Origin of the sequence: Flavobacterium yafengii (assembly GCF_030010375.1) — a bacterium.
Classification (GTDB): domain Bacteria; phylum Bacteroidota; class Bacteroidia; order Flavobacteriales; family Flavobacteriaceae; genus Flavobacterium; species Flavobacterium yafengii.
On record NZ_JASCRY010000001.1, the window covers coordinates 1,308,429 to 1,325,464 of the forward strand.

Here is a 17,036-nt window from a genome sequence, read left to right on the forward strand (position 1 = left end):
AGAATGGTCATATCATTATTCCATGAAAAAAATAACACCACATATGAATATTAAGAAAATCATCACCATTGCTTCTGTTGTTTTAATATCAATATTAATGATTTATGGATTAATACTATTGAAACAGATTTTTTCTGGCAACACAAAATTTACAGATAAAGAAGTGTATATCTACGTTCCAACGGATTCTAAATATGAAGATGTCAAGAAAATAATTGCGCCGTATGTTGAGAATATGGACCGTTTTGAAATGGTGGCGAATAAAAGAGGCTATTCTGATAATGTAATTCCGGGTCGTTTTCTATTCACAAAAGGAATGAACAGTTATGAATTAGTAAAAACCTTAAGACTTAATTCGCCTGTGAAATTGGCATTCAATAATCAGGAACGAGTGGAGAATTTAGCCGGACGTGTAGGTTCTCAAATAGAAGCCGACAGTTTATCATTACTGACTTCGTTTAAAGATTCTATTTTCTTGAAAGAAAACGGTTTTAACGAAGAAAATGTTTTGGTGCTATTTATTCCGAATACGTATGAGATTTATTGGAACACTACGGCTGAAAAGTTCCGCGATAAAATGATCAAAGAATACCGTAATTTTTGGAATAAAGAAAGAGTTGCCAAAGCACAGAAACAAGGATTAAATCCTATTGAAGCGACTATTCTGGCTTCAATCGTTCACAAAGAATCCGTAAAAAAAGACGAAAGACCAAGAATTGCCGGTGTGTATTTGAATCGTTTAAGAGCGCAAATGCCATTACAAGCAGATCCAACAGTTATTTTTGCAATGAAAAAGAAATCGAATGATTTCGACCAAGTTATCAAAAGAGTTTTTTACAATGATTTGACGATGAGTCATCCCTACAATACGTATATGAATGTAGGGCTGCCTCCTGGACCTATCGCTATGCCTGATATTACAGCATTAGAAGCTGTTTTAGACCCTGAGAAAAACAATTTCATTTATTTCTGTGCCAGTGTGGAGCGTTTTGGGTACCACGAGTTTGCCGCTACGTTAGAGGAACACAATAAAAACGCCAAAAAATATTCGGATTGGATCAACAGTCAAGGCGTAAAAAGGTAGTTTTGGGATGGAGTAAAAGCTTTGTCTTTTTGTTGCTGTTTTGGATGGTTTCCCAAACTGGTTTTTCACAAAACACATCGGATAGTTTCTTCAAACCATCCGATTCTTTAGATACTAAAAGACAAAATGCAGTTATCATTTCCGAAGCAGTTTTGGCTACGGGAACTTTAATAGGTTTAAACCAGATTTGGTACGCCGAGTATCCCAAATCTGACTTTCATTTTATAAATGACAATTCAGAGTGGCTCCAAATGGATAAAGCCGGTCATGTATTTTCTTCGTATCATTTGGGACGATTTGGTGCTGAAATGCTACAATGGAGTGGTGCCAATAAAAAAAATCAAATGCTGTACGGAGCAGGCTTGGGCTTTGTATTTTTAACTGCAGTTGAGGTTTTAGATGGATATTCCTCTGAATGGGGCGCTTCATTAGGAGATGTTGTGGCCAATGCTTCTGGAACGGCTTTATATATTTCACAAGAATTAATCTGGAAGGAACAACGCATTACGCCTAAATTCTCTTTTCATGCTACAAAATATGCCAGTTACAGACCTGAAGTTTTAGGAAGTTCGTTTACAGAGCAAATTCTAAAAGACTATAATGGACAAACGTATTGGCTTTCGGTCAATTTACATTCTTTTGCTAAAAGCTCAAAAATACCAAAATGGCTTAATTTGGCTTTGGGTTATGGGGCTGATGGAATGATATCCGGAAATATAGAAGATACACCCCCTGTTTTAACTTCTAATCCAAAAAGATTCAGACAATTTTACCTGAGTTTGGATGTAGATTTGACAAAAATTAAGACCAAATCCCATTTTTTGAAGACCGTTTTTTCCATTTTTAATACCGTTAAAATTCCTGCGCCGACAATCGAATTTGTGCGCTTTAACGATATAAAATACCACTTAATCTATTTTTAGAAAAGTTTAACTATCTGATTATCAGTATAATTATTTTTGTTGTATCTTTGCGCATAGAAATTTCTTAACGGGACAGCGTTTTGAAGAAAAACAATTTATGATAAAGAAGTGGTATTTTTACACTAGTCTGACTGTAATTACAGTTTTTTTAAGCTCAGGTTTTAAACCGTTTAACTTAGAAACCAGCCCTTGGTTTCTTATCAATGAAGAAGAAGGAACACACTACTTATTTCCTTCTGAAAAGCAAGAAGATTACATCAATTCGAACATCCCTTTTACTGGAAATTTTTTCGTTGGCTTTAAGGAAGCAATCGGATACAGAGAATCTGAAAGTAAATATAAAAAAATCAATTCTTTAGGATATTTAGGTAAATACCAATTTGGTATTGAAACTTTAAAGTCTGTTGGAGTTCGCAATAGTTCCGCTTTTTTGAACAGTCCTGAATTACAGGAAAAAGCATTTATTGCACTTTTGGCTAAAAATAAATGGGAGTTGAAAAAGGAAATTGAAAAATACGAAGGAACAATACTCAACGGAATACATGTTACTGAATCTGGAATTTTAGCTGCGGCTCATCTAGGCGGTGCCGGATCAGTAAAAAAATATTTTAAAAATAAGGGTAAGCGTTATTTTAGAGATGCTTACGGAACTTCTATAAGAACGTATATGAAACTATTTGGTGGTTATGATACTTCGTCTATAGTTGCTGATGGCAATGCAAACGTAAAAAATATACAGATCTAAATAGTTTAAACAACATAAAAAAGGCTGTCTGAAATTACTTTTGGCAGCCTTTTTTTTATTCTATATGGAATTATTTCGCTTTAAGAATTTCTCCATTGGGGCGCACCACTAATTTCATGGTTTCCTTATCTTTTTTGATTTTAATGTTATATTGTTTTTTGATGATATCTCCTTCTTCTTGTGAATAAAGAAAGCTGTCATTTACAATGGACCAACCTGGATATGCTCGGTAAATAGAATAGATAACCTCACCGGGAAGTTTTACATTTTTGAATTCTTCCACAACGCGTATTAATTTACCGTTTTCATTATAAGTAGCGGTCAAAGAGCCATTTTTTACTTCCATTACTACGAGGTATTCTTCAAATCCTTCAGCATCTTTACCTAAATCAAAGGCAATAAATTTTTCTTCTACAGTTCGTACTCTTTGGTCTGGATTGTTGTCAGGAATATAAACAGAAAAATCTGATCCCACTCTTTTGATAACTACGCCTGGTAATTCTTCGATTTTAATTTTACCTTTTGGAGTTTCTTGTGAATATGATGCTATAGTAACGCTTAAAAAAAGTATAATAATTAGTGCTTTCATAATATTTAAGTTTTAAATTAATTAATGATTTTTCGTAATTGCAATAAACTAATATATTCTAAGGCTTGCTGTTTTACTTCCCCTTCTATAGTTATTTAATTATCTATATATCAGTAATTTACAATTTTAAATTTTTAATAAAAATGAATATTCTTATGTAAATTTAGCTTTTTAATTCATTTTTTTGCGTTAATTTATACCATAACTTATGTTAATAAAATCAGTGAAATCATTTCTTTTTTAATAGGAATAGTATGTTCTTCCTTTTTAATAAAAAACAAAAAAAGCACCAATCTTTTGATTGGTGCTTTAGATAGAATTGACAACTATAGTATTCTTTTTTATTCGAAACTGTCGATTAAAATTTCTAATATTTTAATGGCAGCTTCACTGATTTTTGTTCCGGGTCCAAATACGGCAACTGCACCGGCATCAAATAAAAACTGGTAATCTTGTGCAGGAATTACTCCGCCTACAACCACCATAATATCTTCCCGACCGTATTTTTTTAGTTCTTCGATTACTTGCGGTACAAGAGTTTTGTGTCCTGCAGCTAGAGAGGAAACTCCTAAAATATGCACATCATTTTCTACTGCTTGTTTTGCAGCTTCAGCCGGTGTTTGAAAAAGTGGACCAATGTCTACATCAAAACCTACATCAGCATAACCGGTAGCAACAACTTTTGCGCCGCGATCGTGCCCATCTTGCCCCATTTTGGCAATCATTATTCGAGGGCGACGTCCTTCTTTTTTAGCAAATTCATCTGCTAATTGTTTTGCTTTTTCAAAACTTTTGTCGTCTTTTATTTCTTTACTATACACACCGCTAAAGGATTTAATTTGTGCTTTGTATCTTCCAAAAACCGCTTCCAGTGCATCACTGATTTCTCCTAATGTAGTTCGGTTTCTAGCAGCTTCAACAGCAATTTCCAGTAAATTACCTTCTCCTGTTTGTGCACAAAGGGTTAGTTTTTTTAGTGAATTTTGTACTTTTTCTGTATCTCTGGTCGCTTTAATTCGGTCTAATTGTTCCAATTGTTGCTTGCGAACCATTTGGTTATCCACATCAAGAATCTGTAAAGGATCTTCTTTTTCTAATCGGTATTGATTTACGCCCACAATGATATCCTGGCCGCTGTCTATCCTTGCTTGTTTTCTGGCTGCGGCTTCCTCGATTCTAAGTTTCGGAATTCCAGATTCGATGGCTTTAGTCATTCCGCCCAGTTCTTCCACTTCTTCAATAAGCTTCCAAGCATTTTCGGCAATTTCATTCGTCAAACTTTCTACATAATAACTGCCGGCCCAAGGATCAACGGTTTTGGTAATTTTAGTTTCTTCTTGTAAATAAAGCTGTGTGTTTCTGGCAATTCTTGCCGAGAAATCCGTTGGTAAAGCTATGGCTTCATCCAAAGCATTGGTATGTAAAGATTGTGTTCCTCCAAAAGCGGCTGCGGCTGCTTCAATACAGGTTCGTGCCACATTATTGAAAGGATCTTGCTCGGTTAAACTCCAACCCGAAGTTTGACAATGGGTTCTCAAGGCTAATGATTTATCGTCTTTTGGTTCGAATTGTTTCACCAGTTTTGCCCATATCATTCTTCCGGCACGCATTTTGGCAATTTCCATAAAATGGTTCATACCAATCGCCCAGAAAAAAGATAATCTTGGAGCAAACTCATCAATTTTCATTCCGGTTGCTAATCCAGTTCTAATGTATTCCAATCCATCGGCCAGAGTGTAAGCTAATTCAATATCAGCAGTGGCTCCCGCTTCTTGCATATGATATCCTGAAATAGAAATCGAGTTGAATTTGGGCATTTTTTTGCTGGTGAATTCAAAAATATCAGCAATGATTTTCATCGAAGGAGTTGGCGGATAAATATACGTGTTACGCACCATGAATTCTTTCAGAATGTCATTTTGTATCGTTCCAGAAAGTAACTCGGGTTTTACGCCTTGTTCTTCGGCGGCGACAATATAGAAAGCCATAATGGGTAAAACGGCGCCATTCATCGTCATAGAAACTGACATTTCGTCTAGCGGAATTTGGTCGAATAATACTTTCATATCTTCCACGGAATCAATCGCAACTCCCGCTTTTCCAACATCGCCTACCACACGTTCGTGATCAGAATCATAGCCGCGATGCGTAGGTAAATCAAAAGCGATGGAGAGTCCTTTTTGACCCGCTGCTAGGTTTCTTCTGTAAAAAGCATTGCTTTCTTCAGCAGTTGAAAATCCTGCATATTGGCGTACTGTCCAAGGTCTGCGGACGTACATTGTTGCGTAAGGTCCGCGTAAATTTGGTGCAAAACCAGCTCCAAAATCAAGATGGTTAAGATTCTCAATATCTTGTTCCGAATACGTTGGTTTTAGTTCGATTCCTTCTGCGGTTAGAAATGCATCAGTCAAAGAATTTTCATTCTCCACTTTCAACGGTGTACTTTTTAATTTTATATGTTGTAAATCTTTTCTTTTCATTTGTTTAGTACCAAATTACACGAATGCTGATGAATTTTTAATTTTGATTAATCGAAATTGGGGAATGTTATTCAAGATCCAATCGTTCTTGTTCTATTTTTTCTGCCAGACGTTTTTCGATTATTGGTGTAATCAATGTTTTTCTTGGTTTGACTTTTACAAAAGGGAACAGTTCTAAATCGTGTTTCATCTTATCCTGTTTGTTGGGATGTTTGTTTGTTCCCAATAAAATTTCTTTACCGTTGTCAAATAATGCTTGAGTTGTATCAGCACTTTCCTGAATTTTCCTTTTGATGATTCCATCATTAAGTTGTTTCAGGAAACCGCCATTTGCCTCCATATCTTTGAATAAAGCCAACGATTTTTCAGCTAATTGATTGGTGAGATTTTCTATATAATAACTGCCGTCAGCCGGATTATTAACTTTGTCAAAGTAACTTTCGTTTTTGAGAATCAACAATTGATTTCTCGCGATTCGGTCTCCAAATTCATTGTCTTTGTGGTACAACGCATCATAAGGCAAATTAGCAATAGCATCCGCTCCGCCAATAATTGCACTCATACATTCGGTTGTGGTACGCAACATATTTACGTTATAATCGTATAATGTTTTGTTTCGTTTTGTAGGCGAAACAATGATGTTGCAATCTAAGTTGTGGTTGTATTCTTTGGCAACCAGATTAAAAAGTAATCGTAAAGCACGCAGTTTTGCAATTTCAAAAAAGTAATTTGTCCCAACGGCAACTTCAAAAACAATGGGTTTATTTATAACTTCAATTCTATTGAAATATTCATTGGCATGTCCTAAACTATAGGCAATTTGTTGCACCATATTGGCACCAGCATTTTGATACAATGACGTATTGATGCTTATTAAAGATACAGACGTAGCTGATGTCGAAAGTAAATTTAGGGTGTCAAAATTGCTCTTTTCTTTGGTTGTAAACCAGTTTCCATCTTTGGCTAATTGCCCAATTGGATCCAGATTACAGAAAATAGTAGTATTGTTTTTCTTTGCAAAAGCATCAATTTTTTTGACGAAATCGATTGAGATAAAACCCAAATGAAAGTAAACGGTAACTTTTTCTAAAGGTAATATCTCCAATAGATTGGTAACATCTATCGATTCATTTTCAATTGTAAAACGAAGGCTCTCAGCACCGCGACTCAAGGAATCTAATGCTCTTTCGATTGATTTATCAATGTCGTAAACAAATATGTTTTGGCAAATCCTGAAATTTGTAGCTTTTGTAGTTACCGAAAAAACTTTAGAGAACTCATCTTTATGATAAAAAGGTTTCACTTGGATGTCTTCGGGAGAATTCCAAACTAAGGTTTCATTATAATCCGCTCCATTGAGTTCAAATTGGATTTTTTGTTTCCATTGTTTGGAGGAAATGGGATTGAAATCATCGAAAAGATTTGTTGTCATTTTGTTTTTGGTTTTCCTGATCCCAGCCTTCTCCAAAGGAGAACGAACCGAAACTTGGTGTTTTATTTTTCAATCGTGTCGCCTTCGAATTCAATGATATAAATATCTTCACTATCTTTTTTCATATAGTATTTCTCTCGGGCGTATTTTTCTATCTGTTCTGAATTTTTTAATTGCTTGATATTCTCTTGGTCCTTTTTTATTTCTTCCTTATAATAATTTGCATTGTCTTCCAATTCGTTGATTTGTTTGTCTAAAACACGATGTCCGAAATAGGAATAGTTATCCAAGAAAATCATCCAAGTAGCAAAAAATAACAAGACCCAGACATATTTGTTACTTAAAAATTTAAACCAAGGTTTGTCTTTATACGGATTTGTCATTTTTTATTTTTTTTAGCCCCGATTATAGTGAAAATCCTTTTAGTAGGTGATGATGACGAAGGAAGATTCACCTACTAAAAGATTGCAACGGAAAGCGGGAAATAGCTCCTAATAATTATTACTCTAAAATTACAACTAAATTATAGAATTTTTTGATTTATTACCGCACGAACTACATCAATGGCTACCGTATTGTATTTATCGTTTGGTATAATAATGTCTGCAAATGCTTTTGTTGGTTCTATAAACTGTTCGTGCATTGGCTTTAATGTTGTTTGGTATCTGTTGATTACTTCATGCATATCTCGGCCACGTTCAGTGATATCGCGTTTCATACGGCGGATTAATCGTTCGTCAGAATCAGCATGAACGTATATTTTTACATCAAATAATTCTCTTAATTCTGGATTTGCCAAAATTAAAATCCCTTCTACAATCATCACTTTTCGAGGATGTGTAAAAACGGTATCGTCCGTTCTATTGTGTGTCACAAACGAATAAACGGGTTGATGGATGTTGTTTCCTTCTTTTAATTCCTTAAGGTGAGTTACCAATAATTCGAAATCAATGGCACGCGGATGATCAAAATTAATTAATGCTCTTTCATCAAATGACAGTCCGTGATTTTCTTTATAATACGAGTCTTGCGAAATAATTCCTACTTCGGTTTCTGGTAATTCATTCATAATTTGATGTACAACGGTTGTTTTTCCGCTTCCTGTACCACCTGCAATTCCTATAATGAGCATAATTTTTTTGTTATGTATTTTATCGGGACAAAAATAGGAATTTAATTGGGAGTGGATTTTGTTTTTTGAGGAAATGTTGCTAATTTAATATATTTATGGGTCGTTATTAATTGACATTTTTTTCTATCTTTAGTTTCTAAAACTGACTATTTTGTATACACAAATCAATAAAAATATAAGTCGCTATGTCACTTTTGAACCGAAAGAATTAGAAATTTTCAATTCTTTATTGGAATATAAAACGGTTCCTAAGAAAACGATTTTACTTCATGAAGGCGAAATGTGCAATTTTGAAGCTTTTGTAATCAAAGGTTGTGTCCGGAAATATTATATTGATGCCAATGGTTTTGAAGTCATTTTACAATTTGCCATCGAAAATGCTTGGGTGAGCGATATTTCTTTTAGTATTTATGAAGAGAAACCAAGTAGGGTGTATATCGAAACATTGGAAGATTGTGAGTTTTTTATGTTCAGCCCTGACACTAAAGAAGAATTATTCGTCAGAGCACCTAAGTTTGAACGCGCTTTCCGTATCCTAATGCAAAGGAGTCTTGCGGTTACTCAAGATCGTTTATTTAATACTATTTCTAAAACTGCCACCGAGAAATATTTAGAGTTTCTCGACCATTATCCCACACTTTCTCAGCGCGTTGCCCAGCATTATATTGCTTCTTATTTGGGTATTTCTGCCGAATTTCTAAGTAAAATAAGAACTAAAATCGCCAAACACTAAATTCTAGTTATTTTTCATTTCTTGTCCTAGTTCAATGCATGCGCTTTTTTTTTGACGCAACTTTGTACCACAATATTAAAGAACACGACAATGGAAAATACAGATAAAATAATAGACAGTGCAATTACGAATTCAGTTTTGCATAAAGCGGATACGCGCGGTCATGCTAATCATGGTTGGTTAGAATCCTATCACACTTTTAGTTTTGCAAATTATCACAATCCAGAACGTATGAATTTTGGTGTGCTGCGCGTTTTGAATGATGACAGAGTCAATCAAGGAATGGGTTTTGGGAAACATCCGCATGATAATATGGAAATTATTTCTATTCCGCTCGAAGGTGATTTAGAGCACCAAGACAGTATGGGAAATACTACCGTAATCAAGGAAGGAGATATTCAAGCGATGAGCGCCGGTACTGGGATTTTTCACAGCGAGTACAACAAAAACAAAGATCAGTTGGTTAAGTTTTTGCAGATTTGGATTTATCCGAATCAAAAAAATGTAACACCTCGTTATGACCAAATCACTTTAGATTTAAACGATCGTCACAATAAATTACAACAAATTTTATCGCCAAATCCAGAAGATGAAGGCGTTTGGATTCATCAAGATGCTTGGTTTCATATTGGAAAGTTTGACAATGATTTTTCTACTTCGTATGAATTGAAAAAAGCAGGAAATGGAATTTATGCTTTTGTTTTAAAAGGGGATTTCACGATAGGAAACATTGCTTTAAATGAACGTGACGGATTAGGAATTTGGGATACCAATGCAATTAAAATTACCGCTAATTCAGCCAATGCCGAAATCTTATTGATGGAAGTGCCAATGAAATTGTAATTAAATAAACGAATAATAGCAATAACTAATAATAAATAAGAATACTATGTCAACAACAAAATGGGTAATTGACCCAACACACTCAGAAATTGGTTTTAAAGTGAAACACATGATGTTCACTAATGTTTCAGGTAAATTTTCAAAATTTGATGCAACGATTGAAGCAGAAGATAACGATTTTGAAAACGCAAAAATTGAATTCACCGGAGCAATTGATTCGATAACAACTGGAAATGCTGATAGAGATACTCATTTATTGAGCCCAGATTTTTTTGATGCTGCACAGTTTCCAGAAATTAAATTTAGCGCTACTTCTTTCACCAAGATTAATGAGGGTGAATATGAATTGGTTGGTGATTTAAGCTTACACGGTGTTACAAAATCAGTTAAATTAGCTGCAGAATATGGAGGATTAATGAAAGATCCATGGGGAAATACTAAAATGGCACTTACATTAGAAGGAAAAATTAACAGAAAAGATTGGGGATTAAACTGGAATTCGGCTCTTGAAACTGGCGGTGTTTTAGTAAGCGAAGAAGTTCGCTTGAATATCGAATTGCAATTTGTGCAACAATAATTTTAAAATAAATTAAGCACAAATCTCAAAGAATTATTTCTCTTGAGGTTTGTGTTTTTTAAAAATTGGAATGATGGAAACCATAAATATTTTATACATAGGAAGACATCTCGAAATTTTGGCAACTGTAGTCCGATTAATAAATGCAAATGAGAATTGGAATGGAGTAGGCGTTATGAACGATGAGGAAGCTAAGGAGATTTTTATAAGAAAAGATTTTTCACTTGTATTGTTAGGTTCCGGAATTCAAGAAGAAAGTGAAACTAATTTGTGCACTTTTTTCAATAAACAGAATCCAAATATAATTATTGTTCAGCATTATGGCGGTGGAAGTGGTTTGCTGAAAAGTGAAATTTTACTTGCCTTGGAAAACAATAAAAATTAGCAGAAACAAAAAAGAGAGCCGTATGAATGACTCTCTTTTTTATTTTATAAAAACTATTATTTATTCTTCTTTGCTTTAATCATCATTTCCAACTGATCCCAAAGTTCTTCAGGAATAGCTTCCAGAATGTTGAATTGACCGGCGCCTTTCAACCATTCGCCACCATCAATTACAACTACTTCACCATTTACATACGCTGAAAAATCAGAAACTAAATAAGCCGCTAAATTGGCTAATTCCTGATGATCTCCTACACGCTTTAACGGCACTTTTTTAGCCATATCAAATTTTTCGGCTAAATCTCCTGGTAATAATCGGTCCCATGCACCTTTAGTTGGGAATGGTCCCGGAGCAATTGCATTAGAACGAATTCCGTATTTAGCCCATTCTACCGCAAGACTTCTTGTCATGGCTAAAACTCCAGCTTTTGCTGTAGCACTTGGTACCACATAAGCAGAACCTGTCCAAGCGTAAGTCGTAACAATATTTAAGATAGTAGATGATTTTTGTTTGGTGTCAATCCAATGTTTTCCAAAAGCAAGGGTGCAGTTTTTGGTTCCTTTTAAAACAATATCAATAACGGTATCAAAGGCATTTGCAGATAATCTTTCGGTTGGAGAAATAAAGTTTCCGGCAGCATTATTCAGTAAAACATCCACTTTACCAAAAGCTTTCAAAACTTCTTGGAGCATATTTTCGACTTCTTCATAATGGCGTACATCACATTGAATAGGAAGGCACGTTCCGCCTGTTTCCGTTTCCAGTTCTGCTGCAGTATTTTTCAGTTTTTCTAAATCTCTGGAAGTAATGGCAACTTGCGCACCCAATTCCAAGAAATATTTAGTCATTGCTTTTCCTAAACCGCTTCCGCCTCCGGTTACGACAATCACTTTGCCTTTCAGGGCATCGTCGCGTAACATTTTATCTGTATAACTCATATTTTGATATTTTTTTATTGTAAATATAACAAATTAAATAGTATGCGTGCATAATAAAAAAACAAAATCGTTTCTTTTAAATCGCACACAATCTTTTAGCAGCTTCTTCCAGCGTAGTATTGTCTTTGGCAAAACAGAAACGTATTAATTTCAAGTCTTTCCCATCGGCATAAAAAGTAGAAATAGGAATTGCAGCCACGCCATGTTCAGTAATGAGACGTTTACAAAAATCAACATCATTCTCCTTTGATATAGCTGCATACGAAGCTACCTGAAAATAAGTTCCCTCGCATGGCATGAGTTTGAACCGACTGTTTTTTAATAATTGTCTAAAATAATCTCGTTTTTCCTGATATAATTTCCCGATTTCAGCAATAGAAACGATATCTAGATACTCGCTAATGGCAATTTGAGAAATACTATTTACGCTAAAAACTAAAAACTGATGTACTTTTTTGATTTCCTTCATTAAGTATTCAGGAGCTACTAAATAGCCCACTTTCCAACCTGTAACATGGAACGATTTTCCAAAAGAGGAAACCATCACACTACGATTTAATAGTTTCTCGCGTGTATGAGCCGAAATATGTTTCTCCTCGAAAGTGATGTATTCATAGACTTCATCAGAAAGAAGCACGATATTAGGATATTTTTCTAATAGGATTTCCAAGGCTTCAAAATCAGATTCCGTTAAAATTTTCCCCGTTGGATTATGCGGATTATTGATGATAATCATTTTGGTTTTTGAGGTACACACCTTTTCGATAATTTCCCAATTTGGAGTATAATCATCATTCAGCGCTACCCGAACCGGATTTGCGTTGCACAATAAGACGGGTGCTTCATAGCAATCATAACTTGGATCTAAGATAATTACGTCATCATTATTTTTTACCAAAGCCGTTATCGTGGTAAAAATAGCTTGTGTTGCTCCGGCAGTAACCAGCAATTCCGTTTCGGGCTGAATAGTTCTTCCATAGGAGTGTTTAACGAGTGTCGCTATTTTTGATAATAAGGGCGGATATCCTGACATTGGAGTGTATTGATGCACATTTTCTTTCGCCAGTTTCACAACAATATCAGTTAATCTTTCGTCAACAGGAAAGTTTGGAAAACCTTGTGAAAGATTGATTGCGTTATATTCAGCTGCCATTTTTGACATAACCGTAAAAATACTCGTGCTGATATTTGGTAGTTTACTCATAAAAAAAACAACATTTATTACTTTATAAAAGTAGTAGTTTAATCCTAATTTTAATTTTTTACGGGCTGATAATTATCAAAAATTTAAGTTATTACTTTTCTTATTTAGTTGCTAAATCGTATGTTAAAAAAAAGCTACCCAATTGGTAGCTTTTTCTTTAAGGTTATTAGCAGTTTAATTTGTTTTAACAATCTCGCCATCTGGTTTGACAATTAATTTTCGAACTTCATTGCCTTTTTTTATTTTAAGATTGTATTCTTTTTTAATAATATCACCTTCTTTTTGAGAATATAAATACTTGTCATTTATAATCTGCCAACCTGGATATGTTTTGTAAATGGAGTAAATTACACTGTTGGGAAGTTTTATGTTTTTATAGTTCTCAATCACACTAGTCAATTTACCATTTTCATTATATGTTGCGGTCAATGTGCCTTTACTGGTTTCCATAATCACCAAATAATTTTCAAATCCTTCATAATCTCTCCCTAAATCATAGGCTATGAATTTTTCTTCAAGTGCTCTTACACTTTTATCTGGGTTTCTATCAGGTAAGTATATGGAGAAATCTTTACCTGCACTTTTAATTACAACTCCTGGTAAATTTTCCATTTTAATATTTCCTTGCCCTGAATTAACTTCTTTATCTTGGGAATAAGATAGTGTGCTTATGCCTAAAAAAAATAAAATAATTATATATGATTTCATGATACTTTGTTTTTGAATTAATGGTCTAATAAATAATACATTAATGATAAAAATAATTGATAAGGCTTAATTCATTTCTTCCCCTTTTTGTTGTTTATAATTTATTTAAATCGTTATAATTCATAACATTAGTAGTTTTATTTTTTGAATTTTGAATCAAAAAATGACTGTGAGCATTAGTAAAATTACCTTTTTTTTATAGGTAGACAGGTTAATTTTTTTGTAAATAATGTTAATATAAATAAGGGTTTTATGGGCGTTTTTTAGCAGGAAAATCCATTTGCAATAACGAAGAAATAAAGGAGAATTAGCTATTTCAAAATAAAAAAGAACCTTTTAGTAAGGAATTCTTTAGGTTATGAAATTGATAGAGGAAACCTTTCCAAAAGTTTAATTTTGGAAATGAAATTAGAGCACTAAAATAGAAGTGTTTTTGTATTATTTGGAAAGCGATAAGTTTCTAAATAAAATTTTGAATTCGGTTTTAAAGTCAAAAATCTTAAATATTACATTTTGTGAATGATGAAAATAGTAGGGCGGTTGTGTAAATCTACCTGTACTTTTTTCCAATCAGAGGCTCGCATGGTTTTGATGTATTCTGAAGGTAAAGTAATATCCGTTGCGATACAAAGATGAGTGGCAGGATTAATAGCTTGTAAGATATCCTCTAGCATTTTATTATTTCGATACGGAGTTTCTATGAATATTTGAGATTGGTTTTTGTCCTGAGATAATTTTTCCAGATTTTTCAGAGCTGTCTTTTTTTCTCCTTTTTCGATCGGTAAATAGCCATTAAAAGTAAAACTTTGGCCATTCATTCCGGAAGCCATCATAGCCAAAAGAATAGAAGAAGGTCCAACTAACGGTACAACTTGAATTCCTTTTTCATGTGCCAATTTTACAATAACAGCACCAGGATCAGCAACACCAGGGCAACCTGCTTCACTCATTAATCCCATATTTTTCCCTTCTAATAAAGGTTTAATGAAATCTAAATGCTCTTTGGTTTGGGTATGTTTGTTTAATACAAAAAGTTTTAGCTCGGATTGTTTCTTTTCAGGATTTACGCCTTTAATTGATTTTCGGGCTGTTTTTTCGTTTTCAACAATATAATAATCAATAAAATCAATACTTCTTTTTACGGTTTGAGGCAACACATCCATTGGATCGCAATCGCCCATCGTAGTAGGGATTAAGTACAGTTTTCCTAATAAAGTAGTTGTTTGCATTGCTGTAGTTTTACGTTTCTAAAGTAAATTTTTTGTTGATTTCTTGTGAAAATTTTAAATCCAAAAGATTATTGATGCTTATCTATTAATTTTTTTGCAATTATATCGCAAACTTCATCAAGCATATTATAAACTATTTCAAATCCATTGGGTAAACCAAAATAAGGATCCGGAACATCTACTTTTTCGTTTGGAAATAATTCATCTAAAATGAGTTGTACTTTCTGTTTCTGTTCTTGATTTTCGGCAAGTTCAATGACATCGTTGTAATTAGAATTATCCATTACATAAATATAATCAAATGAATCGAAATCAGATTTACTGAATTGTCTTCCTTTTTGATCTAAAATATTTATTTTATTTTTTTTTGCTACGGCAACGGAACGATCGTCCGGTTTATGGCCTACGTGCCAAGAACCAGTTCCTGCTGAATCAACTTTGAATTTATTTTTTGGGAGCTTGGAGGCTAATATGCCTTCGGCTAAGGGTGATCGACAAATATTGCCTAAACAGACCATTAAAATTTTCACGGACATGATGCGTTTACAGCGTTAATTTTTTATTGATATCTTCAACAAATTTCTTGAATTGTTTGTCGGTAGCAACTAAATTATCAACGGTTTTGCATGCGTGTAATACGGTAGCGTGATCTCTGTCCCCAATTTGAGAACCAATATTTGCTAAAGATGCTTTTGTGAATTTTTTTGCAAAAAACATTGCCAATTGACGGGCTTGAACAACGTGCCTTTTTCTGGTTTTTGATTGTAATGTTTCTAAATCCAATTGGAAATAATCCGAAACAATTTTTTGAATGTAATCGATAGAAATTTCTCGTTTTACATTTTTAACAAACTTTTCTACAACACTTTTAGCAAGTTCCAGTGTAACTTCTTTTTTATTGAATGAAGATTGTGCAATCAAGGAAATGATGGCTCCTTCCAGTTCTCTTACATTGGATTTGATGTTACGGGCAACATATTCTATTATTTCTTCAGGGATTTCTACACCATCTCTGTACAATATATTTTTTAGGATAGAAATTCTGGTTTCATAATCCGGTTGGTGCAATTCAGCAGACAATCCCCATTTGAAACGCGATAACAATCGTTGTTCAATATCTTGCATGTCAACTGGCGCCTTGTCTGATGTCAAGATTACCTGTTTACCATTTTGGTGTAAATAATTGAAGATATGGAAAAATACATCCTGCGTTCCAGACTTTCCAGAAAGGAATTGAACATCATCAATAATTAAAACATCAATTAATTGATAGAAGTGTATGAAATCATTTCGGTTATTTTTCTTAACCGAGTCAATATATTGTTGTGTGAAAATCTCAGCTGAAATGTATAAAACTGTTTTTTCTGGGTACTTGTCTTTTATTTCTACACCAATAGCGTGTGCTAAGTGTGTTTTTCCTAGTCCAACTCCTCCAAAAATCAATAATGGATTAAATGAAGTTCCTCCAGGTTTATTGGCAACAGCCATACCTGCAGAACGCGCTAGTCTATTAGAATCTCCTTCTAGAAAATTATCAAAACTGTAATTGGCATTCAGTTGAGATTCAATTTTTAAATTTCGGATTCCCGGGATTACAAATGGATTTTTTAATTCAGGGTTTAAGTTTTTGAATGGAGCATCAACTTCTTGCGGCTTCATAGGAACTCTGTTGGCACTTGGCAATTGCTCCGTAAACGGTTGTTTGTTGCCATAAGTGTTTTCCATTCTGATTTTATAGAGTAACTTTGCGTTTTTCCCAAGTTCTTTGGTAAGTGCAACTTTTAACAATTTTACATAGTGTTCTTCTAGCCATTCGTAGAAAAATTTACTTGGAACTTGAATATATAATGCGTTATCGGTAAGTTCAACTGATTTGATTGGTTCGAACCAAGTTTTGTAAGCTTGATCCTGAATGTTGTCTTTTATGAAAGACAAACAGTTTTCCCATACTGATTGAGCAGTTTTGTTCATATATTCTGTTAAATTATTTTTAATTGGTAATTGTTATCTTACAAAAAAAAAGATGTTTTCTTA

General features: G+C 33.9%; 18 protein-coding genes. 7 read left to right on the top strand and 11 right to left on the bottom strand.

Going from position 1 to position 17,036, the window contains the following annotated elements; all coding sequences use genetic code 11:
- Positions 1–43: 43 nt before the first annotated feature.
- The 3 genes from mltG (at position 44) to QLS97_RS05740 (ending at position 2,752) form a co-directional block, all read left to right on the top strand.
- Positions 44–1,084 carry an endolytic transglycosylase MltG gene (mltG, locus tag QLS97_RS05730; RefSeq protein WP_282715551.1) on the top strand — a complete coding sequence of 347 codons (1,041 nt, stop codon included), beginning with the start codon at positions 44–46 and terminating at the stop codon, positions 1,082–1,084.
- Between the two features lie 44 nt (positions 1,085–1,128).
- On the top strand, positions 1,129–2,007 hold the full coding sequence (locus QLS97_RS05735; RefSeq protein ID WP_282715553.1) for a DUF2279 domain-containing protein: 879 nt from the start codon (positions 1,129–1,131) through the stop codon (positions 2,005–2,007).
- A gap of 97 nt (positions 2,008–2,104) precedes the next feature.
- Positions 2,105–2,752 carry a peptidoglycan-binding protein LysM gene (locus tag QLS97_RS05740; RefSeq protein WP_282714868.1) on the top strand — a complete coding sequence of 216 codons (648 nt, stop codon included), beginning with the start codon at positions 2,105–2,107 and terminating at the stop codon, positions 2,750–2,752.
- Positions 2,753–2,822: 70 nt separating this feature from the next.
- Here QLS97_RS05740 and QLS97_RS05745 read toward each other — a convergent pair whose 3' ends face one another.
- From QLS97_RS05745 to udk, 5 genes are all read right to left on the bottom strand, one after another.
- Complete coding sequence (locus tag QLS97_RS05745; RefSeq protein WP_282714869.1) at positions 2,823–3,341, bottom strand: hypothetical protein; 519 nt, start codon at positions 3,339–3,341, stop codon at positions 2,823–2,825.
- Positions 3,342–3,682: 341 nt separating this feature from the next.
- Positions 3,683–5,821, bottom strand: coding sequence for a methylmalonyl-CoA mutase (gene scpA / locus QLS97_RS05750; protein ID WP_282714870.1), 2,139 nt, complete (start codon positions 5,819–5,821; stop codon positions 3,683–3,685).
- A gap of 67 nt (positions 5,822–5,888) precedes the next feature.
- Positions 5,889–7,253, bottom strand: a complete 1,365-nt coding sequence (locus QLS97_RS05755; protein WP_282714872.1) for a methylmalonyl-CoA mutase subunit beta — start codon at positions 7,251–7,253, stop codon at positions 5,889–5,891.
- A 62-nt stretch (positions 7,254–7,315) separates the two neighbouring features.
- Positions 7,316–7,636 carry an FtsB family cell division protein gene (locus QLS97_RS05760; RefSeq protein WP_099714581.1) on the bottom strand — a complete coding sequence of 107 codons (321 nt, stop codon included), beginning with the start codon at positions 7,634–7,636 and terminating at the stop codon, positions 7,316–7,318.
- Between the two features lie 140 nt (positions 7,637–7,776).
- Positions 7,777–8,385 carry a uridine kinase gene (gene udk / locus QLS97_RS05765; RefSeq protein WP_282714874.1) on the bottom strand — a complete coding sequence of 203 codons (609 nt, stop codon included), beginning with the start codon at positions 8,383–8,385 and terminating at the stop codon, positions 7,777–7,779.
- A 151-nt stretch (positions 8,386–8,536) separates the two neighbouring features.
- Here udk and QLS97_RS05770 point away from each other — a divergent pair, with 151 nt between their 5' ends.
- The 4 genes from QLS97_RS05770 (at position 8,537) to QLS97_RS05785 (ending at position 10,923) form a co-directional block, all read left to right on the top strand.
- A complete protein-coding gene (locus QLS97_RS05770; protein WP_282714876.1) occupies positions 8,537–9,118 on the top strand; it encodes a Crp/Fnr family transcriptional regulator in 582 nt (193 codons plus the stop codon).
- Between the two features lie 90 nt (positions 9,119–9,208).
- Positions 9,209–9,961 carry a pirin family protein gene (locus QLS97_RS05775; RefSeq protein WP_282714879.1) on the top strand — a complete coding sequence of 251 codons (753 nt, stop codon included), beginning with the start codon at positions 9,209–9,211 and terminating at the stop codon, positions 9,959–9,961.
- 46 nt (positions 9,962–10,007) lie between these two features.
- On the top strand, positions 10,008–10,538 hold the full coding sequence (locus tag QLS97_RS05780) for a YceI family protein (RefSeq protein ID WP_282714880.1): 531 nt from the start codon (positions 10,008–10,010) through the stop codon (positions 10,536–10,538).
- 73 nt (positions 10,539–10,611) lie between these two features.
- Positions 10,612–10,923, top strand: coding sequence for a hypothetical protein (locus tag QLS97_RS05785; RefSeq protein ID WP_282714882.1), 312 nt, complete (start codon positions 10,612–10,614; stop codon positions 10,921–10,923).
- 56 nt (positions 10,924–10,979) lie between these two features.
- Here QLS97_RS05785 and QLS97_RS05790 read toward each other — a convergent pair whose 3' ends face one another.
- The 6 genes from QLS97_RS05790 to dnaA form a co-directional block, all read right to left on the bottom strand.
- The gene (locus QLS97_RS05790) at positions 10,980–11,861 is read right to left on the bottom strand and encodes an SDR family oxidoreductase (RefSeq protein ID WP_167547431.1); all 882 of its coding nucleotides are present in this window, start codon (positions 11,859–11,861) and stop codon (positions 10,980–10,982) included.
- 76 nt (positions 11,862–11,937) lie between these two features.
- Positions 11,938–13,065, bottom strand: a complete 1,128-nt coding sequence (locus QLS97_RS05795) for a methionine aminotransferase (protein ID WP_282714884.1) — start codon at positions 13,063–13,065, stop codon at positions 11,938–11,940.
- 174 nt (positions 13,066–13,239) lie between these two features.
- On the bottom strand, positions 13,240–13,773 hold the full coding sequence (locus QLS97_RS05800) for a hypothetical protein (protein ID WP_282714886.1): 534 nt from the start codon (positions 13,771–13,773) through the stop codon (positions 13,240–13,242).
- 506 nt (positions 13,774–14,279) lie between these two features.
- Positions 14,280–15,002 carry an SAM-dependent methyltransferase gene (locus QLS97_RS05805; protein WP_282714888.1) on the bottom strand — a complete coding sequence of 241 codons (723 nt, stop codon included), beginning with the start codon at positions 15,000–15,002 and terminating at the stop codon, positions 14,280–14,282.
- A gap of 68 nt (positions 15,003–15,070) precedes the next feature.
- Entirely contained in the window at positions 15,071–15,538 is a 468-nt protein-coding gene (locus tag QLS97_RS05810) for a low molecular weight protein-tyrosine-phosphatase (protein WP_282714890.1), read from the bottom strand.
- Between the two features lie 7 nt (positions 15,539–15,545).
- Positions 15,546–16,973 carry a chromosomal replication initiator protein DnaA gene (dnaA, locus tag QLS97_RS05815; protein ID WP_035674283.1) on the bottom strand — a complete coding sequence of 476 codons (1,428 nt, stop codon included), beginning with the start codon at positions 16,971–16,973 and terminating at the stop codon, positions 15,546–15,548.
- Positions 16,974–17,036: the final 63 nt, after the last annotated feature.